Raw genomic sequence first — 18,121 nt, forward strand, 5'->3', positions numbered from 1 at the left:
CGCAGAGCGTCCAGGGCAGCGTTCCCACGCAGAGCGTGGGAACGATCTATAGACAAGATAAGAAGACAGCCATGCGCACATTGATGATCGAACCGCTGACCAAAGAAGCCTTCGCCCCTTTCGGAGACGTTATCGAAACCGACGGCAGCGATCACTTCATGATCAACAACGGCTCGACCATGCGCTTTCACAAGCTGGCAACGGTAGAAACCGCACAGCCTGAGGACAACGCAATCATCAGCATCTTCCGCGCCGATGCGCTGGAGATGCCGCTGACCGTGTGCATGCTGGAGAGACACCCGCTGGGCAGCCAGGCCTTCATTCCGCTGCTCGGCAACCCCTTTCTGATCGTGGTCGCGCCACTTGGCGATGCACCTGTATCAGGCTTGGTCCGCGCCTTCGTTACCAACGGCAGGCAGGGCATTAATTACCATCGCGGCGTCTGGCACCACCCGGTGCTGACGATCGAAAAGCGGGATGACTTCCTGGTGGTTGATCGCAGTGGCACAGGCAATAACTGCGATGAGCATTTTTTCAAAGAGGATGAGCGGTTGATCCTCGCCCCCCACCAATAAGAGAAGGCCGGATCACCCGACAACAAGGGTGACAGGCGAGAGGTAAAGACTGTGGAAGCACATCTGTTGGAATGGCTGAACCTTAGCGTGCGCTGGGTTCACATGATCACTGGCGTCGCCTGGATCGGCGCTTCTTTCTACTTTGTCTGGCTGGAAAACAACCTTAATCGCGTCAACCCCAAGAGCGGCCTGGCCGGTGACTTGTGGGCGATCCACGGTGGCGGCATCTACCACCTGGAAAAATACAAACTGGCCCCGCCGACCATGCCGGACAACCTGCACTGGTTCAAATGGGAAGCCTACTTCACCTGGATGTCAGGCGTTGCGCTGCTGTGCGTGGTGTTCTACCTCAACCCGACGCTGTACCTGCTCGCCCCCGGCAGCAGCCTGAGCGGCACCGAAGGTGTCCTGCTGGGCATCGGCTCACTGTTCGCCGGTTGGTTCATCTACTCCTTTCTCTGCGACTCGGCCCTGGGCAAACGCCCTGCCCTGCTTGGTTTCATCCTGTTCGTGCTGTTGATTGCGGCGGCCTACGGCTTCAGCAAAGTGTTCAGTGGCCGTGGCGCCTACCTGCACGTGGGTGCGGTGATCGGCACCATCATGGTGGGTAACGTGTTCCGCATCATCATGCCGGCGCAACGCGCGCTGGTGGCGGCCATCGCCGAGAACCGCACCCCGGATCCGGCCCTGCCGGCCAAGGGCCTGCTGCGCTCACGCCACAACAACTATTTCACCTTGCCGGTGCTGTTCATCATGATCAGCAACCACTTCCCGAGCACCTACGGCAGCCAATACAACTGGCTGATCCTGGCCGGGATCGCGGTGGCGGCGGTGTTGGTGCGCCACTACTTCAACACCCGGCACAACAGCCAGAAATATGCGTGGACCTTGCCGGTTGGCGCCCTGGCGATGATCAGCCTGGCGTACGTCACCGGGCCCAAGCCGGCCGAGCCGATTGCCAAGGCACCGGCAGCCATCGAGTACCAGCCACTGCCGGAAACGGCATTGGGCGGTGGCGTGAAACCCGCCGCACCTGCCGCACCCGCCGTGGAACCCGCACCCGCGCAGGCCACCACGGATTTCGCCCAGGTCCACAGCGTGATCGAACAACGCTGCACCGTGTGCCACTCGGCCAAGCCGACCAGCCCGCTGTTCAGCACCGCCCCGGCCGGCGTGATTTTCGATACGCCGGCGCAGATCCAGCAGCAAGCGGCGCGCATTCAAGCACAGGCCGTGGCGAGCCAGATCATGCCGCTGGGCAACATCACGCAGATGACCCAGCAGGAGCGGGACTTGATCGGCACCTGGATCAATCAAGGGGCACGTACCAACTGACAGCCTGATGCAAATCCGGTGGTGCGGGTTTGCCCGCACCCACAGGGTTTGCGTTGCCATAGAAAACGCGCTCCAACCAACACAACAATAAAAAGATTCGAGGTGTTGCATGTCCCAGTTAGAACCGCAGACTTCTGCCGTGCCCGCCATGGTGCGGCTGCCTCTCTTGCAACTGATCCTGGTAGGCCTGCAACACGTCTTGCTGATGTACGGCGGCGCCGTCGCCGTCCCCCTGATCATCGGCCAGGCTGCGGGCCTGAGCCGTGAAGAAATCGCCTTCCTGATCAACGCCGACCTGCTGGTCGCCGGCATCGCCACCGTGGTGCAATCGTTCGGCATCGGCCCGGTGGGCATTCGCATGCCGGTGATGATGGGCGCCAGTTTCGCCGCCGTCGGCAGCATGGTCGCCATGGCCGGCATGCCCGGTATCGGCCTGCAGGGCATCTTCGGCGCGACCATCGCCGCCGGGTTCTTCGGCATGCTGATCGCGCCGTTCATGTCCAAGGTGGTACGTTTTTTCCCGCCGCTGGTGACCGGCACCGTGATCACCGCCATCGGCCTGTCGCTGTTTCCCGTGGCCGTGAACTGGGCCGGGGGCGGCAGCGCGGCAGCCACCTTCGGGTCGCCGATTTACCTGGCGATCGCCGCTCTGGTACTGGCCACCATCCTGTTGATCAACCGCTTTATGCGCGGCTTCTGGGTGAATATTTCGGTGCTGATCGGCATGGGCCTGGGCTACGCCTTGTGCGGGGCCATCGGCATGGTCGACCTCAGTGGCCTGGCCCAGGCGCCGTGGATGCAGGTGGTGACGCCGCTGCATTTCGGCATGCCCACATTCGAGCTGGCCCCCATCCTGTCGATGTGCCTGGTGGTGGTGATCATTTTTGTCGAGTCCACCGGCATGTTCCTCGCCCTGGGCAAAATCACCGATCAGGAGGTCACGCCCAGGATGCTGCGCCGTGGCTTGCTGTGCGATGCCGGCGCGTCGTTCTTCGCCGGTTTTTTCAACACCTTTACCCACTCCTCATTCGCCCAGAACATCGGCCTGGTGCAGATGACCGGCGTGCGTTGCCGCTCGGTGACGATCATGGCCGGCGCCTTCCTGATTGTGCTCAGCCTGCTGCCCAAGGCCGCGTACCTGGTGGCGTCGATCCCGCCGGCGGTACTTGGCGGCGCGGCGATTGCCATGTTCGGCATGGTCGCGGCCACGGGGATCAAGATCCTCCAGGAAGCCGACATCGCCGACCGCCGCAACCAGTTGCTGGTGGCGGTGAGCATCGGCATGGGCCTGATTCCCGTGGTGCGCCCGGAGTTCTTCGCGCAGTTGCCGTTGTGGATGAGCCCGATCACCCACAGCGGCATCGCCATGGCCACCCTCAGCGCCTTGTCGCTGAACATCCTGTTCAACATCCTCGGCGGCGCTGAGCGCGTTGCCGTTGGGCACGCCCACAGCTAAAGCATGCCCCATTGTCGCCGCGTGCGCGCTGTAACGGCGCACTTGAGCCCAAACCTGGGAGCCAGTATTCTCCGCGCCCGCTTGAATCGACGGTGGTTTTACCGCCTTGGCGCGGCTTTTGCTGTAGCCATAAAGCTGACCAATCAGACGAGTTTTTAAGCGAACCCAAAGGCGCCACACCAGAGCGCCTGCGTAAAAGAAAAACCATAAAACTTTAACTCGGGAGCAACCGAATGAAACCTATGTTCAAAGGCCTGATGTTGGCAGGATCCCTGCTGGCCGGCGGCCAGGCCGTGGCCGGTGACTTATTGCAGTGGCAGAACAACAGCCTGACCTACCTGTGGGGCAAGAGCTTTACCGTCAACCCGCAGATCCAGCAAACCGTCACCTTCGAACACGCCGACGCGTGGAAGTACGGCGACAACTTTGTGTTCGTCGACCGCATCTTTTACAACGGCAAGGAAGACGGCAACGTCGGCCCGAGCACCTATTACGGCGAGATCAGCCCACGGTTGTCATTCGGCAAGATGCTCGACAAGGACCTGTCTTTCGGCCCGATCAAGGATGTATTGCTGGCCCTCACTTACGAGTTCGGCGAAGGCGATAACGAGTCGTACCTGGTCGGTCCCGGCTTTGATTTGAACATCCCCGGTTTCGACTACTTCCAGCTCAACTTCTACCAGCGCCAGACCGAAGGCAATCGCGCCGGCGACGGTGTGTGGCAGATCACTCCGGTGTGGTCGTACACCCTGCCGGTGGGCAATTCCGACATCGTGATCGACGGCTTTATGGATTGGGTGGTGGACAACGACAAGAACGCCCGCGGCACTTACCACGCCAACCTGCACTTCAACCCGCAGGTCAAATATGACCTGGGCAAGGCGCTGCGTTGGGGCGACAAACAACTGTATGTCGGCTTTGAATACGACTACTGGAAGAACAAGTACGGGATCGAAGATTCCGGCGCGTTCAAAACGACGCAAGACACCGCAAGCTTCCTGGTCAAATACCACTTCTAAAAGTGGGACGCGGCCCCTGTGGGAGCTGGCTCGCCAGCTTCCGCATTCAGTTCGGGTCAAGCCCCAGGAATCGGGTGATCTCGTCACGCTTGGCCAACGCATCACTGCGCCCCAACTCGATCAACTCGCTGCAATACCCCGCCTCGAACAGCAAGTAACTCAACACCCCCGCCCCGCTCGTCTTGGTCGCCCCAGGCCCACGCAAGAACAGACGCAACGCCGCCGGCAATTCCTGGCGATGCCGCGCCGCGATTTCATCGATCGGCTGGCTCGGCGCGATCACCAACACATCGACCGGCGCCAGGCCGCGCGCGGCACTGTCGGCAGGCTGCAAATGACTGAACTGGTTCAGGCGCTCCAGCAGTTCGATATCGCTTTCCAGGCTGTCGATGAACGTACTGTTGAGCATATGCCCGCCGATCTGCGCCAGGGTCGGTTGCTGGCCGGTGTAACTGCGTTGTATCGCCGGCTCATTACCCCGTGGGTTGCCGCTGACACCCACCACCAATACGCGGCTGGCGCCCAGGTGCAGGGCCGGACTGATCGGGGCTGACTGGCGCACGGCACCGTCGCCGAAATATTCCTGGTCGAGTTTCACCGGGGCAAACAACAGCGGGATCGCCGAACTGGCCAACAGGTGTTCAACCGTCAGTTGGGTGGGCACGCCGATACGCCGATGGCGTAACCACGCGTCGATGCTGCCGCCGCCCTGGTAGAAGGTCACCGCTTGCCCCGACTCATAGCCGAACGCGGTGACAGCGACCGCATGCAGGTGTTTTTGTCGGATGGCCTCGTCGATGCCGGCCAAGTGCAGCTTGTCCTGCAGCAAATCGCGCAGCGGTGAACTGTTGAGCAACGCCACTGGAAACTGGCGGCCGAAGCCAAACAGGCTGTGGATCAGGAAACGACTGGCCTGGCGCACCACGCCCGGCCAGTCGCTGCGCAGCACCTGATGGCTGCGAAAACTTTGCCAGAACGCGGTGAGATGTTGCACCGAGGCCTTGAAGTCCATCGCACCGCTGGCCAGGCTCACGGCGTTGATCGCACCGGCCGACGTGCCGACGATCACCGGAAACGGATTGGCTGCCCCCGGCGGCAACAACTCGGCAATCGCCGCCAATACCCCCACCTGATACGCCGCTCGCGCCCCCCCGCCGGAAAGAATCAAGCCTGTAACCGGTTCAGCTGGGCGCATCGCGTCACTCCATGGTGGGGAAAGTCGGTGTTAACGGCGTTTTTCGTAGAGCTTCGGTTCGCCCGGTGGCCGGCTCTTGAAGCGGCGGTGGGTCCACAAGTATTGCTCGGGGCATTCACGCACCGCCGTTTCGATCCACCGGTTGATGCGCAGGCAATCGATTTCGTCGGTTTCGCCGGGGAAGTCGCTCAGCGGCGGGTGGATCACCAGGCGGTAACCACTGCCATCGGCCAGGCGCTCCTGGGTGAACGGCACCACCAGCGCCTTGCCCAGCTTGGCGAACTTGCTGGTGGCGGTGACGGTGGCGGCCTGGATGCCGAACAGCGGCACGAAGATGCTTTGTTTAGCGCCGTAGTCCTGGTCCGGCGCGTACCAGATGGCGCGACCGGCCCGCAGCAGCTTGAGCATGCCGCGTACGTCTTCGCGTTCGATGGCCAGGGAATCGAGGTTATGCCGCTCGCGGCCACGGCGCTGGATAAAGTCGAACAACGGGTTGCCGTGCTCGCGGTACATGCCATCGATGGTGTGCTTTTGGCCGAGCAGTGCCGCGCCGATTTCCAGGGTGGTGAAGTGCAGGGCCATCAGGATCACGCCCTTGCCTTCCAACTGGGCCTGTTTGAGGTGCTCGAGGCCTTCGACATGGGCCAGGCGTGCCAGACGCTGGCGCGACCACCACCAGCTCATGGCCATTTCAAAGAAGGCGATGCCGGTGGAGGCAAAGTTCTGCTTGAGCAGTTGCTTGCGTTCTTTGGCGGATTTTTCCGGGAAGCACAGTTCCAGGTTGCGCGCAGCGATGCGCCGACGTTCGCCGGCCACACGGTACATGCCGGCGCCCAGCAGCCGACCAATGGTCAGCAGCGCGCGATAAGGCAGCTGGGTGACCAGCCACAACAGGCCGAGCCCCAGCCATAACAGCCAGAAACGCGGGTGAAAGAATGCAGCTCGAAAACGCGGGCGATCCATTACAGATTCCGGTAAAGACAGGGCCGCGCATTCTACAACGGTTCGACTCGGCTTGCGGCGGGTGAGTGTTCTCGTTATAAGTCTCGACACTTTTCGTGACAAGCCGCTTTATGCCGACCATGAGCCAAACCGAACCGCTAGACAGAGATCCCGTGTTCCAGCTGAAGGGCAGCATGCTCGCCATTACCGTGCTGGAACTGGCCCGCAACGACCTCGAGGCCCTGGACCGCCAGCTCGCCGCCAAGGTCGCCCTGGCGCCGAACTTCTTCAACAATGCCCCGCTGGTGCTGGCGCTGGACAAACTGCCGGCCGGCCAGGGCGTCATCGATCTGCCCGGTCTGATGCGCGTGTGCCGCTCCCATGGCCTGCGCACTCTGGCCATTCGTGCCAGCCGTATTGAAGACATTGCCGCCGCCATCGCGATTGAACTGCCAGTACTGCCGCCGTCCGGTGCGCGCGAACGTCCACTGGAACCGTTAGTCGACGAAGTGAAGAAAAAACCGGAAAAACCGCCGGAGCCGATGATCAAGCCTACAAAGATCATCACCTCTCCCGTACGCGGCGGGCAGCAGATTTACGCCGATGGAAGCGACCTGGTAGTGATCGCCTCGGTCAGCCCCGGCGCGGAACTTCTCGCCGATGGGAACATCCATGTATACGGCCCGATGCGCGGACGTGCACTCGCTGGCATCAAGGGCGATATCAAGGCGCGTATTTTTTGTCAGCAGTTGACCGCTGAGCTGGTGTCCATCGCAGGCCGGTACAAGGTTTCCGAAGATTTGCGCCGTGACCCGCTGTGGGGGGCCGGGGTGCAAGTCAGCCTGGCGGGCGATGTGTTGAACATCACCCGGCTTTAACGGATACTGCCGCATTTTCCAAGCATCTCTAGACTCTGATAGCACAGCGAAACCGGCATTACTTGTGTAGGAATAATCGGAAGTTGGCGTTCCCTTTACGGGAACCACATCTTTTTCCTACAAGGGCTGTCCGCCTGCAGCGAGTTTCAAGAGATGTTTTTCAGGGGCTGAAAAGTCCTTTTTCCTTAGGGGTGAAACACCTTGGCCAAGATTCTCGTGGTTACATCCGGCAAGGGTGGTGTGGGTAAGACCACCACCAGCGCCGCTATCGGTACCGGCCTCGCTCTGCGCGGCCACAAGACAGTCATCGTCGACTTCGACGTCGGTTTGCGTAACCTCGACCTGATCATGGGCTGCGAACGCCGCGTGGTGTATGACTTCGTCAACGTGGTGAACGGCGAAGCGAACCTGCAACAGGCCCTGATCAAGGACAAGCGTCTTGAGAACCTGTACGTCCTGGCCGCCAGCCAGACCCGCGACAAAGACGCGCTGACCAAAGAAGGCGTAGGCAAAGTTCTCGCTGAACTGAAAGAAAACTTCGAATACGTGGTCTGCGACTCCCCGGCCGGTATCGAAACCGGTGCTCACCTGGCGATGTACTTCGCCGATGAAGCCATCGTGGTGACCAACCCGGAAGTCTCCTCCGTACGTGACTCGGACCGCATGCTGGGCCTGTTGGCCAGCAAGTCCCAGCGCGCCGAAAAAGGTGAGGACCCGATCAAAGAGCACCTGCTGCTCACCCGTTACAACCCTGAGCGCGTCAGCAATGGCGAAATGCTTGGTGTTGAAGACGTGAAGGAAATCCTCGCCGTGACCCTGCTGGGCGTGATCCCGGAATCCCAGGCCGTGCTGAAGGCTTCCAACCAGGGCGTGCCGGTGATTCTCGACGACCAGAGCGACGCCGGCCAGGCATACAGCGATGCTGTCGATCGCTTGCTGGGCAAGACCGTGGAACATCGCTTCCTCGATGTAAAGAAGAAGGGATTCTTCGAGCGTATCTTTGGAGGCAACTAAACAATGAAATTTCTCGACTTCTTTCGCGCCAACAAAAAACCAAGTACCGCATCGGTCGCGAAAGAGCGTCTACAGATCATCGTGGCGCACGAACGCGGCCAACGCAGCACCCCGGACTACCTGCCAGCCTTGCAGAAGGAGCTGGTCGAGGTGATCCGCAAGTACGTCAATATCGGCAACGATGACGTGCATGTCGCCCTGGAAAATGACGGCAGCTGCTCGATTCTGGAACTCAATATCACCCTGCCTGATCGTTAATCGAAAAGGCGGCCGCCACGGCGGCTCGATCACCCTGATCCCATTGCGGGGCCTGGGCGGTCGAGCCGCCGTTGGCGTTTGTTACGAGGCTGTTTAATGCCGCTGTCCAACATCCATATCCTTCATCAGGACGACGCTGTCCTGGTGGTGAACAAGCCGACCCTGCTGCTCTCGGTGCCTGGCCGCGCCGACGACAACAAGGATTGCCTGATCACCCGCCTGCAGGAAAACGGCTACCCCGAAGCCCGCATCGTCCATCGCCTGGATTGGGAAACCTCGGGGATCATCCTGTTGGCCCGCGACGCCGACACCCATCGCGAACTGTCCCGCCAGTTTCACGACCGTGAAACCGAAAAGGCCTACACCGCATTGGCCTGGGGCCAGCCGGAACTGGACAGCGGCAGTATCGACCTGCCCCTGCGCTACGACCCGCCGACCAAGCCCCGCCACGTGGTGGACCACGAGTTCGGCAAGCACGCGCTGACCTTCTGGAAAGTGCTGGAACGCTGTGGCGATTGGTGCCGAGTGGAACTGACGCCGATCACCGGGCGCTCGCACCAGTTGCGCGTGCACATGCTCTCCATCGGTCACCCGCTGCTGGGTGACGGCCTGTATGCCCACGAACAAGCCCTCGCGGCATGGCCACGCCTGTGCCTGCACGCCAGCATGCTGAGCTTTACGCACCCGCAAAGCGGCGAGCGCTTGCGTTTCGAGTGCCCGGCGCCGTTCTAAGTTTGGCAATTGGCCAAGCGTGTGGGAGCAAACGCGCTCCCACATTTGTTCTGCGTCTTCTTCGCCACCGAGCTAAACCAATACGGTAAACTCCGCGCATTGCTGTCTGGAGCTATTTATGCGCGAAGCGTTGAATCAAGGCCTGATCGACTTCCTCAAGGCCTCCCCTACTCCTTTTCATGCCACTGCCGCCCTGGCCCAACGCCTGGAAGCGGCGGGTTACCAGCGTCTGGATGAGCGCGAAACCTGGACCACCGAAGCCAACGGTCGCTATTACGTCACCCGTAACGACTCCTCGATCATCGCCTTCAAACTCGGCCGTCACTCGCCGTTGCAGGGCGGTATCCGCCTGGTCGGCGCCCACACCGACAGCCCATGCCTGCGGGTCAAGCCGCAGCCCGAACTGCAACGGCAGGGCTTCTGGCAGCTGGGCGTGGAAGTCTACGGCGGCGCGCTGCTGGCGCCTTGGTTCGACCGTGACCTGTCCCTGGCCGGCCGCGTGACATTCCGGCGCGACGGCAAGGTCGAAAGCCAACTGATCGACTTCAAGCTGCCCATCGCAATCATTCCCAACCTGGCCATTCACCTCAACCGTGAAGCTAATCAGGGCTGGGCGATCAATGCCCAGACCGAGCTGCCGCCGATCCTCGCGCAGTTCGCCGGTGACGAGCGCGTGGACTTCCGCGCCGTGCTCACCGAGCAACTGGCGCGCGAACATGGGCTCAATGCCGATGTGGTGCTCGATTACGAGCTGAGCTTCTACGACACCCAAAGCGCCGCGGTGATTGGCCTCAACGGTGACTTTATCGCCGGTGCGCGGCTGGACAACCTGCTGTCGTGCTACGCCGGCCTGCAAGCCTTGCTCACCAGCGAAAGCGATGAAACCTGCGTGCTGGTGTGCAACGACCACGAAGAAGTCGGTTCCTGCTCGGCGTGCGGCGCCGATGGACCGATGCTGGAACAGACCCTGCGCCGCCTGTTGCCCGAAGGTGATGAGTTCGTGCGCACCATTCAAAAATCGCTGCTGGTGTCGGCCGACAATGCCCACGGTGTGCACCCCAACTACGCCGACAAACACGACGCCAACCACGGTCCCAAGCTCAATGCCGGCCCGGTGATCAAGGTCAACAGCAACCAGCGCTACGCCACCAACAGCGAAACCGCCGGATTCTTCCGCCACCTGTGCATGGCCGAAGAAGTGCCAGTGCAGAGCTTCGTGGTGCGCAGCGACATGGGCTGCGGTTCAACCATCGGCCCGATTACCGCCAGCCACCTGGGCGTGCGCACCGTGGACATCGGCCTGCCGACGTTCGCCATGCACTCCATCCGTGAGCTGTGCGGCAGCCACGACCTGGCGCACCTGGTGAAGGTGCTGGGCGCGTTCTACGCCAGTCGCGACCTGCCCTGACAATCCGGGAGGGGGTTCTCCCCCTCCCGCATTCATCTGATCCAGATCATCTGCACTTCCCGCAATCCGACCTAGACTTGTCAGTATTCCCACCCCGACAAGGCCGTCGTCTCATGATTTCCATGTCCTCCTTCCACGCCATGCTCATCCCTATTCTGATCGGCATGATCATGCTCGCGGTGGGTTTCAACTTTCGCGACAAGCCTCTGGGCGTGTTCGGCATGTGGGTCGGCATGCTGCTGATCCTGGGCACTGTGGTGTACAAGATCCTCGCCAAACTGGCCGAATGACGCGGGCACTCGTACACTCGGCCAACCCGTCGTCTCCAAGGTTGACCGCCTCGTGCTTTCCCGTCTGTTCGCTCTGCCCTCTTATCTGCTGATCATCCTGCTGACCCTGCTGCCGACCTTGCCTGCCCAGGCCGTGGGCTTGCCTGGGCTGCTGGGTGGCACCACCAAGGCCCAGCCTCAAGCCGAAGTGCCTCTGGGGCAGTCGCTGGACGAGGTGATCAAAACCCTGGAAAACGACAGGCAGCGCACCCAATTGCTCAGCGACCTGAAAAAGCTGCGGGCCGCCACCCAAAAGGCCCAGCCGGCCGCCGAACCCGGCGTGCTCGGGTTGATCGGCAACACGCTGTCCAGCCTGGAACAACAGTTCTCCGGCAACGACAGCCCGCTGGGGCGCTGGTCCAATGAGGTCGACCTGGCCAAGGACGAACTTGACGCCTTGATGCTGCCGGCCAGTGAATGGCTGCCGATCATCTTCGGTTTTGCGCTGATCCTGGCGGTATGGAGCCTGCTGGCCGCCGCGCTGATCTGGCTCAGCCACCGCGTACGTGAACGCTTCGGCCTGCCCGAAGAACTGCCGCAACACCCACGCACCTGGGACATGCTGCGCTTTGCCTTGCGCAAACTGGGGCCATGGCTGATCGCCCTGGTGATCACGGTTTACCTGAGCTACGCCCTGCCCTCGTCCCTGGGCAAATCCCTGGCGATGGTGCTGGCCTACGCCCTGGTGGTCGGCACCTGTTTCTCGGCGATCTGCGTGATTGCCTTCTCCCTGCTGGACGGCCCGCACCGCCATCGCGCGCTGTATATTTTGCGGCGCCAGGCCTTCCGCCCATTGTGGTTGATCGGCAGTTTTGCCGCCTTTGGCGAGGCCCTGAGTGACCCGCGCCTGGTCAACGCCCTCGGCCAGCATCTGGCCCATACCGCAGCCACCGTGGCCAATGTGATGGCGGCGCTGTCCACCGGCGTGTTTATCCTGCGTTTCCGCCGGCCGATCGCCCACCTGATCCGCAACCAGCCGCTGTCACGCCGCCTCACGCGCCGGGCGGTCACCGACACGCTGTCGATCATCGGCACCTTCTGGTACCTGCCGGCGCTGTTGCTGGTGGGCATCTCGCTGTTTGCCACGTTCCTGTCGGCCGGCGACACCAGCACTGCCCTGCGCCAGTCGCTGTTGTGCACGGTGTTGCTGGTGCTGTGCATGGTGATCAACGGCCTGGTGCGTCGCCATGCCCTCAAGCCATTGCGCGGGCACAAGCGTCACGCGTTGTATTCCGAGCGCTTGAAGAGCTTCATCTACACCCTGGCGCACCTGGCGGTGTGGCTGGTGTTCATCGAGCTGGGCCTGCGAGTGTGGGGCCTGTCATTGATTGGTTTTGCCGAAGGCGAAGGCCATGACATCGCGGTCAAGCTGTTTGGCCTGGCCGGCACCCTGCTGTTTGCCTGGCTGATCTGGATCCTCAGCGACACTGCGATCCATCACGCCCTCACCCGCTCGCGCAAAGGCCTGGCCAATGCGCGGGCGCAAACCATGATGCCGCTGATCCGCAACGTGCTGTTTGTGACCATCTTCATCATCGCCGCCATCGTCGCCCTGGCGAACATGGGCATGAACGTCACGCCGTTGCTGGCCGGTGCCGGTGTCATCGGCCTGGCCATCGGTTTCGGTGCGCAATCGCTGGTGGCGGATTTGATCACCGGGCTGTTCATCATCATCGAAGACTCGCTGGCGATCGATGACTACGTGGACGTGGGCGGTCACCTTGGCACCGTCGAGGGCCTGACCATCCGCACCGTGCGCCTGCGCGACATCGACGGCATCGTGCACACCATCCCGTTCAGCGAAATCAAAAGCATCAAGAACTACTCGCGGGAGTTCGGCTACGCGATCTTCCGGGTGGCGATCCCTTACAACATGGAGATCGATGCGGCGATCAAGTTGATCCGCGATGTCGGCCAGAAAATGCGCAACGACCCCTTGCAGCGCCGCAATATCTGGTCGCCGCTGGAGATCCAGGGGGTGGAGAGCTTTGAGTCCGGCAGCGCGATCCTGCGCGCCCGCTTCAAGACAGCGCCGATCAAACAGTGGGAAGTGTCGCGGGCGTTCAACCTGTCACTCAAACGGCATCTGGACGAGGCCGGGCTGGACCTGGCCACGCCACGCTTGAGTGTGCAGGTGGTGACGGGGGCGTCGGGCGGGTTGGAGAAAGAGCAGAATGCCTGAAGACACCCTGCTCACAAAAAAGGTGTGTCAGGTCAGTGCAGCGCCGTCCATCTTCTGGCGCAGGCTCAAGGGGCGCATGTCGGTCCAGGTTTCTTCGATGTAGGCCAGGCACTCTTTTTTCAGGCCGCTCTTGCCAACGGTGCGCCAGCCTTGCGGCACGGCCTTGTAGTCCGGCCAGATGGAATACTGTTCTTCATGGTTGACCACTACCTGAAACAGGATGTCGTCGCGGTCAAATACTGAGGTCATTGCTGTGCTCCGTCGCTAAAAGGCCGGCTGCGCACCACGCGCAGCGCTGATATCTGTAGAAACGTACCAAACCGTCGAAAAATTAGAGGCTGGCCACTGCCGCCGCCAGGGCGCGCCCGAAGATTTCGGCCACGCGGTCGACTTCGGCGGCGGTGATCACCAGCGGCGGCAGGAAGCGCACCACGCTGCCATGGCGACCACCCAGCTCCAGAATCAGCCCGCGCTTGAGGCATTCGCGCTGTACCAGCGGCGCCAATTGGCGGTGCAGCGGCGGGTGGCCCTGGATATCGAGGGCGCCATCCGGGTCCACCAGTTCCACGCCGAGCATCAGCCCGCGACCACGAATATCCCCCAGGTGCGGGAAATCCCGCTGCAGGATGCGCAGGTGTTCGCCCAGGCGCTCGCCCATCGCCGCCGCATGGCCGGGCACATCGTGGTCCTTGAGGTAGCGCATCACCGCCGACCCCGCAGCCATCGCCATCTGATTGCCACGGAACGTCCCGGCATGGGCCCCCGGCAGCCAGGTGTCGAGCCAGTCGCGGTACACCACCACCGCCAGCGGCAGGCTGCCGCCGATGGCCTTGGACATCACCACCACGTCCGGGATGATCCCGGCATGCTCAAAGGCAAACATCTTGCCGGTACGCCCGAAACCGCTCTGGATCTCATCAACGATCAACGCCACACCGGCCTGCTCGGTGATACGGCGCAGGCCACGCAGCCAGTCGAGGTCCGCCGGGATCACACCGCCCTCGCCCTGCACCACCTCAACAATCACCGCCGCCGGCAGCAACACCCCGGCCTCCGGGTCGTTCAGCAGGTTTTCCAGGTAATGCAGGTTGACGCGCACGCCTTCGGCGCCGCCGAGGCCGAACGGGCAACGGTAGTCATACGGGTACGGCAGGAACTGCACGCCGTTGCCGAGCAACGCGCCCAAGGGTTTCTTCGGCCCCAGGCTGCCCATCAGGCTTAACGCGCCCTGGCTCATGCCGTGGTACCCGCCCTGGAACGACAGCACCGTGCTGCGCCCAGTGGCGGTGCGCACCAGTTTCAACGCCGCTTCTACCGCGTCGGTGCCGGTGGGGCCGCAGAACTGGATTTTCGCTTCGCGCGCCAACGCTGCCGGCAACAGACCAAACAGGTCCTGCACAAACTGGTCCTTGACCGGCGTGGTCAGGTCGAGGGTGTGCAGGGGCAGTTCATCGCTCAGCACTTGCTGGATAGCCTCGATCACCGCCGGGTGGTTATGCCCCAACGCCAGGGTGCCGGCACCGGCCAGGCAATCGATGAATTGACGGCCTTCCACGTCTTCCACATAGATGCCTTTGGCCCGCTTCAGGGCCAGCGGAATGCGCCGTGGGTAGCTGCGGGCGTTGGACTCCTGCTGACGCTGACGGGCCAGCAGTGGCGTTTCATCGAACTGATAGAGCGTTTCCACGGGTGCCGGGCTGACTTGCACCGGGGCGTCTTCGATACGACTGGTAGCGACTGACATCTCTCGATCCCTCAATACACTGATAATGGTGACCAAACTGCCATCCGTTGGCGGCTGGCCCAGGGGCATGCGCACGGATTTCCTGTTCTGGAAACGCATCAGCGTGGAGAGGATTTACTCCTCCGGTCGCGAAAAGCCCTCAGCCACACAGTCCCAGGTACTTTTCGTTCAGTGCATACAGAATCGCGCACGTCTGCGCATCCAATACCCCGCAATAGTCCTGCGCACGAAAGTGCATCTGAAAGGCTCGCGTACGGTGTTCAAAGTCCCGGCGATTTTTCGCCGGTGCGTAGCCATAACGCTGGAAAGCCCGCTCCACCTCCACCTCCGGCGGCAGCCCCAGGCAAAACCGACGCTGGTACATCGCCCGCGTGGCCTCATCGAACCAGGCGCCGATGCCCGCTTCGAATAATCGCCGCCACGGCAAGCGCGGCCCCGGATCGCTCTTGCGCCAGTAGGCCACGTCCGAATGCCCGAGGATGTCTGTCGGTCCAAGCTGCGGGTAGCGGCCAAGCAGGTCGCGAAGCAATGCGATCAGGACCTCGATCTGTTCTTCGCCGTAGTCAGGAAAGGTGAACACCCCGCCGTCATCCCTCGCCAGATTGACGAGTTCGATGCCGATCGAGCGGCTGTTGAGGTTGTCGCGCCCGCCCCACTGGCTGACGCCCGCGTGCCAGGCACGTCGGTGTTCGTCGACCAGGCGAAACGCGCGCAACTCGTCATAACCGGCGGCGCGATAGCTGGGCTCGTGAGGGTCGGGCAGCAGATAGTGAGCGCTGACCGCCTCCCCGGTCAGGGTGCGCAAGGCGGCTGCGAACGGGGCTGCGGTGTAGTGCAAAACCAACTGTGCGACGGGCTCGCCATTACGCTCGTTGAAGCCTGTGGCGGGGAAACTGGTGTCGATGACCAACATAAGAACCGTCCTTTTCAATACAGGCCGAGTCTTTCGGCCCGTTCAAGCGCAAAAAAATTACCGCCATCCTGAAGGCTGGAACCTCAGGCGGGCGGTAACTATTTGGCACGTGAAAAAGGATCAGCGTCGCAGCGGCATGCCCAGTTCAACGCGCAGGCCATCGGCCTGGCTGTCGAACGTCAGCGAACAGGCGCAGCGCTGCACAATCGCTTGCACGATCGCCAGGCCCAGGCCGCAGCCTTCGCTGTTGCCGTTGCGCCAGAAGCGTTGGGTCAGGTATTGCAGGTCTTCGCTGGAAATCTGCTTGCCGTGGTCACGCACGCAGAACACCACCCGGTCGGGGCCGGTGTTCACGTGCAGTTCCACACGGGTGTCCGCCGGGGTGTGGCGCAAGGCGTTGTCCAGCAGGTTACGCAGGGCCGCGACTGCCAGGCCCACGGGCATGTCCACCGGCGCGCCGGACGGGTTGTCCGGCAGGATCAGGTCGATGCGGCCGTTGTCGCCGGTATTGGCGTCCTGGATTGCCAAGCGCGCGACCTCTTCGGCACTGGACTGCAAGCCATCGTCAAACGACAGGCTGCCTTCCACCCGCGCCAGCAGCAATAACTGCTCCAGGGTGCGGTGCAGGCGGTCAGCGCCTTCTTCGGCATGGGCCAGGGATTGGTCGCGCGCCGCGCCGTCGGTCATGCGTGCCACTTGCAGGTGGGTCTTGATCGCCGTCAGCGGGCTGCGTAGTTCGTGGGCGGCGTCGCCGGTCAGGCGGCGTTCACGCTCGATGGTCTTGGCGATGCGCTGCAGCAGTTGGTTCTGGGTGTCGAGCAGCGGCTTGAGTTCGCTGGGCAACGGGTGGATCTGCAGCGGTTCGAGGGAGTCGGCACTGCGCCGCATCAGCGCATCACGCATGCGGTTGAGCGGCAGCAGGCTTTGGCCGATCCCCAGCCACAGCAGGCACAGGCAGCCCAGCATGGCCACGCCGACCGGCACCGATGCCGCCAGCAGGATCGACATATTCAGCGCTTCACGCTCCACCTGGCGATCAGCGGTGGTGATCAGCAGGTCGCCACGGGACAAGGTAAAACTGCGCCAGCCCACGCCGTCGATCATCTGGTCGCGAAAGCCACTGCGTTGCGACTCCAGGCCCTGATCCGGCGTGGTGTGGCTGCGCGCGAGGATTTCTCCGCGCAACGAACTGACCTGGCACGCCATGCCGCCCGGCACATGCAGCTGCTCGGCACTGAAATGCGCGCCGCCACTGACACTGGCCAGCCCCGGCATCTGCTCGGTCAGGCCCGCCACCATGCGTGCCGACGCGACCAGGCGCTGGTCGAGGGAAAACATCATCTGGTTGCGCAGGTCGTTGAGCATCCAGGCCGCCGCCAGGGCCCAGATCAGCACAAACGCGGCGCCGAGCTTGAACGTCAGGCGCAGGCGCAGGCTTTTCACGAAGCGTTTTCTCCGTCATCGGCAGGGCCCAGGCGATAGCCCAGGCCGCGTACGGTCTCGACGATGCCGTTGCCCAGCTTGCGCCGCAGGTGATGGATATGCACGTTGAGGGCGTTGCTTTCCAGCTCATCGTTGAAACCGTACACGCTGTCCTTGAGTTGCTCGCTGGACAGCACCCGGCCCTTGTTGTGCAGCAGGGCTTGCAACAGCGCCTGTTCGCGCCGGGACAGGTCCACCGGCTGGCCGCCCAACAGGGTTTCGCGGCTGCTGGGGTCGTAGCTCAAGCGGCCGTGTTCGATCAGGTTGACGCTGCGCCCGGCCATGCGGCGCAGCAAGGTCTGCAGGCGCGCGGCCAGTTCGCGCAGATCGAAAGGTTTGAGCAGGTAATCGTCGGCGCCGGCTTGCAGGCCGTCGACGCGGTTGGTCACCGAGTCCCGCGCGGTGAGGATCAGCACCGGAATCTCCAGGCCCTGGCTGCGCAGTTGTTGCAGCAGCTTGAGGCCGTCTTCGTCGGGCAGGCCGAGATCGAGCACCATGATGTCGAACGTCGCCGCCTTGAGCATCGCCCGCGCCGCCGCCGCGGTCGCCACGCGCTCGACGGTAAAGCCCTGGGCGCCGAGGCCGGCCACAATGCCGCTGGCGATCAGTTCGTCGTCTTCACAGACCAGTACGTGCATGCTGAACCCTTCATGAAAGAT

At 62.4% G+C, this 18,121-nt stretch carries 18 protein-coding genes; 11 read left to right on the forward strand and 7 right to left on the reverse strand.

The window, feature by feature from the left end:
• The first annotated feature begins 71 nt into the window (after positions 1 to 71).
• The 4 genes from PSH59_RS17765 to PSH59_RS17780 all read left to right on the forward strand — a co-directional run bounded on the left by PSH59_RS17765 (position 72) and on the right by PSH59_RS17780 (position 4,385).
• Positions 72 to 575 (forward strand): ureidoglycolate lyase, encoded by a 504-nt coding sequence (locus PSH59_RS17765; protein WP_248077812.1) that lies wholly within the window; start codon positions 72 to 74, stop codon positions 573 to 575.
• Positions 576 to 626: 51 nt separating this feature from the next.
• Positions 627 to 1,910: a urate hydroxylase PuuD gene (locus PSH59_RS17770; RefSeq protein WP_305393325.1), complete on the forward strand. Its 1,284-nt coding sequence runs from the start codon at positions 627 to 629 to the stop codon at positions 1,908 to 1,910.
• Between the two features lie 109 nt (positions 1,911 to 2,019).
• Positions 2,020 to 3,366 carry a nucleobase:cation symporter-2 family protein gene (locus tag PSH59_RS17775; protein WP_305393326.1) on the forward strand — a complete coding sequence of 449 codons (1,347 nt, stop codon included), beginning with the start codon at positions 2,020 to 2,022 and terminating at the stop codon, positions 3,364 to 3,366.
• Positions 3,367 to 3,599: 233 nt separating this feature from the next.
• A complete protein-coding gene (locus PSH59_RS17780) occupies positions 3,600 to 4,385 on the forward strand; it encodes an outer membrane protein OmpK (protein ID WP_305393327.1) in 786 nt (261 codons plus the stop codon).
• Positions 4,386 to 4,431: 46 nt separating this feature from the next.
• Here the strand turns inward: PSH59_RS17780 and PSH59_RS17785 are convergent, their stop codons facing one another.
• Positions 4,432 to 5,580: a patatin-like phospholipase family protein gene (locus PSH59_RS17785; RefSeq protein WP_248077817.1), complete on the reverse strand. Its 1,149-nt coding sequence runs from the start codon at positions 5,578 to 5,580 to the stop codon at positions 4,432 to 4,434.
• Positions 5,581 to 5,610: 30 nt separating this feature from the next.
• Entirely contained in the window at positions 5,611 to 6,543 is a 933-nt protein-coding gene (locus PSH59_RS17790) for a lipid A biosynthesis lauroyl acyltransferase (RefSeq protein ID WP_248077818.1), read from the reverse strand.
• Between the two features lie 119 nt (positions 6,544 to 6,662).
• Here PSH59_RS17790 and minC point away from each other — a divergent pair, with 119 nt between their 5' ends.
• From minC to PSH59_RS17825, 7 genes are all read left to right on the forward strand, one after another.
• A complete protein-coding gene (gene minC / locus PSH59_RS17795; RefSeq protein ID WP_248078186.1) occupies positions 6,663 to 7,400 on the forward strand; it encodes a septum site-determining protein MinC in 738 nt (245 codons plus the stop codon).
• Positions 7,401 to 7,601: 201 nt separating this feature from the next.
• On the forward strand, positions 7,602 to 8,414 hold the full coding sequence (gene minD / locus PSH59_RS17800) for a septum site-determining protein MinD (RefSeq protein ID WP_248077819.1): 813 nt from the start codon (positions 7,602 to 7,604) through the stop codon (positions 8,412 to 8,414).
• Between the two features lie 3 nt (positions 8,415 to 8,417).
• Positions 8,418 to 8,672 (forward strand): cell division topological specificity factor MinE, encoded by a 255-nt coding sequence (gene minE / locus PSH59_RS17805; protein WP_003175252.1) that lies wholly within the window; start codon positions 8,418 to 8,420, stop codon positions 8,670 to 8,672.
• A gap of 96 nt (positions 8,673 to 8,768) precedes the next feature.
• On the forward strand, positions 8,769 to 9,404 hold the full coding sequence (locus PSH59_RS17810) for an RluA family pseudouridine synthase (protein WP_005789965.1): 636 nt from the start codon (positions 8,769 to 8,771) through the stop codon (positions 9,402 to 9,404).
• 118 nt (positions 9,405 to 9,522) lie between these two features.
• Positions 9,523 to 10,812 (forward strand): M18 family aminopeptidase, encoded by a 1,290-nt coding sequence (locus PSH59_RS17815; protein ID WP_248077820.1) that lies wholly within the window; start codon positions 9,523 to 9,525, stop codon positions 10,810 to 10,812.
• Between the two features lie 113 nt (positions 10,813 to 10,925).
• A complete protein-coding gene (locus PSH59_RS17820; protein ID WP_016970148.1) occupies positions 10,926 to 11,102 on the forward strand; it encodes a hypothetical protein in 177 nt (58 codons plus the stop codon).
• Positions 11,103 to 11,154: 52 nt separating this feature from the next.
• Positions 11,155 to 13,323, forward strand: coding sequence for a mechanosensitive ion channel family protein (locus PSH59_RS17825; protein WP_248077822.1), 2,169 nt, complete (start codon positions 11,155 to 11,157; stop codon positions 13,321 to 13,323).
• Positions 13,324 to 13,350: 27 nt separating this feature from the next.
• Here PSH59_RS17825 and PSH59_RS17830 read toward each other — a convergent pair whose 3' ends face one another.
• The 5 genes from PSH59_RS17830 to PSH59_RS17850 all read right to left on the reverse strand — a co-directional run bounded on the left by PSH59_RS17830 (position 13,351) and on the right by PSH59_RS17850 (position 18,100).
• Positions 13,351 to 13,572, reverse strand: a complete 222-nt coding sequence (locus PSH59_RS17830) for an MbtH family protein (protein ID WP_248077824.1) — start codon at positions 13,570 to 13,572, stop codon at positions 13,351 to 13,353.
• A gap of 82 nt (positions 13,573 to 13,654) precedes the next feature.
• Complete coding sequence (locus PSH59_RS17835) at positions 13,655 to 15,067, reverse strand: aspartate aminotransferase family protein (RefSeq protein ID WP_305393328.1); 1,413 nt, start codon at positions 15,065 to 15,067, stop codon at positions 13,655 to 13,657.
• A 139-nt stretch (positions 15,068 to 15,206) separates the two neighbouring features.
• Positions 15,207 to 15,980: an N-acetylmuramoyl-L-alanine amidase gene (locus tag PSH59_RS17840; protein ID WP_305393329.1), complete on the reverse strand. Its 774-nt coding sequence runs from the start codon at positions 15,978 to 15,980 to the stop codon at positions 15,207 to 15,209.
• 120 nt (positions 15,981 to 16,100) lie between these two features.
• A complete protein-coding gene (locus PSH59_RS17845) occupies positions 16,101 to 17,423 on the reverse strand; it encodes an ATP-binding protein (RefSeq protein WP_305393330.1) in 1,323 nt (440 codons plus the stop codon).
• Positions 17,420 to 18,100, reverse strand: coding sequence for a response regulator (locus tag PSH59_RS17850; RefSeq protein WP_003175260.1), 681 nt, complete (start codon positions 18,098 to 18,100; stop codon positions 17,420 to 17,422). The genes PSH59_RS17845 and PSH59_RS17850 overlap by 4 nt, the downstream gene beginning before the upstream one ends.
• Positions 18,101 to 18,121 lie beyond the last annotated feature (21 nt).

Source organism: Pseudomonas sp. FP2309 (genome assembly GCF_030687575.1).
Classification (GTDB): Bacteria; Pseudomonadota; Gammaproteobacteria; order Pseudomonadales; family Pseudomonadaceae; genus Aquipseudomonas.

What these genes read in the sequence shown, in the direction of transcription:
- PSH59_RS17765 (WP_248077812.1), top strand. Translation starts at nt 72, where the DNA reads ATGCGCACATTGATGATCGAACCGCTGACCAAAGAAGCCTTCGCCCCT.
- PSH59_RS17775 (WP_305393326.1), top strand. Translation starts at nt 2,020, where the DNA reads ATGTCCCAGTTAGAACCGCAGACTTCTGCCGTGCCCGCCATGGTGCGG.
- PSH59_RS17780 (WP_305393327.1), top strand. Translation starts at nt 3,600, where the DNA reads ATGAAACCTATGTTCAAAGGCCTGATGTTGGCAGGATCCCTGCTGGCC.
- PSH59_RS17785 (WP_248077817.1), bottom strand. Translation starts at nt 5,580, where the DNA reads ATGCGCCCAGCTGAACCGGTTACAGGCTTGATTCTTTCCGGCGGGGGG.
- PSH59_RS17790 (WP_248077818.1), bottom strand. Translation starts at nt 6,543, where the DNA reads ATGGATCGCCCGCGTTTTCGAGCTGCATTCTTTCACCCGCGTTTCTGG.
- minC (WP_248078186.1), top strand. Translation starts at nt 6,663, where the DNA reads ATGAGCCAAACCGAACCGCTAGACAGAGATCCCGTGTTCCAGCTGAAG.
- minE (WP_003175252.1), top strand. Translation starts at nt 8,418, where the DNA reads ATGAAATTTCTCGACTTCTTTCGCGCCAACAAAAAACCAAGTACCGCA.
- PSH59_RS17810 (WP_005789965.1), top strand. Translation starts at nt 8,769, where the DNA reads ATGCCGCTGTCCAACATCCATATCCTTCATCAGGACGACGCTGTCCTG.
- PSH59_RS17815 (WP_248077820.1), top strand. Translation starts at nt 9,523, where the DNA reads ATGCGCGAAGCGTTGAATCAAGGCCTGATCGACTTCCTCAAGGCCTCC.
- PSH59_RS17820 (WP_016970148.1), top strand. Translation starts at nt 10,926, where the DNA reads ATGATTTCCATGTCCTCCTTCCACGCCATGCTCATCCCTATTCTGATC.
- PSH59_RS17830 (WP_248077824.1), bottom strand. Translation starts at nt 13,572, where the DNA reads ATGACCTCAGTATTTGACCGCGACGACATCCTGTTTCAGGTAGTGGTC.
- PSH59_RS17835 (WP_305393328.1), bottom strand. Translation starts at nt 15,067, where the DNA reads ATGTCAGTCGCTACCAGTCGTATCGAAGACGCCCCGGTGCAAGTCAGC.
- PSH59_RS17840 (WP_305393329.1), bottom strand. Translation starts at nt 15,980, where the DNA reads ATGTTGGTCATCGACACCAGTTTCCCCGCCACAGGCTTCAACGAGCGT.
- PSH59_RS17850 (WP_003175260.1), bottom strand. Translation starts at nt 18,100, where the DNA reads ATGCACGTACTGGTCTGTGAAGACGACGAACTGATCGCCAGCGGCATT.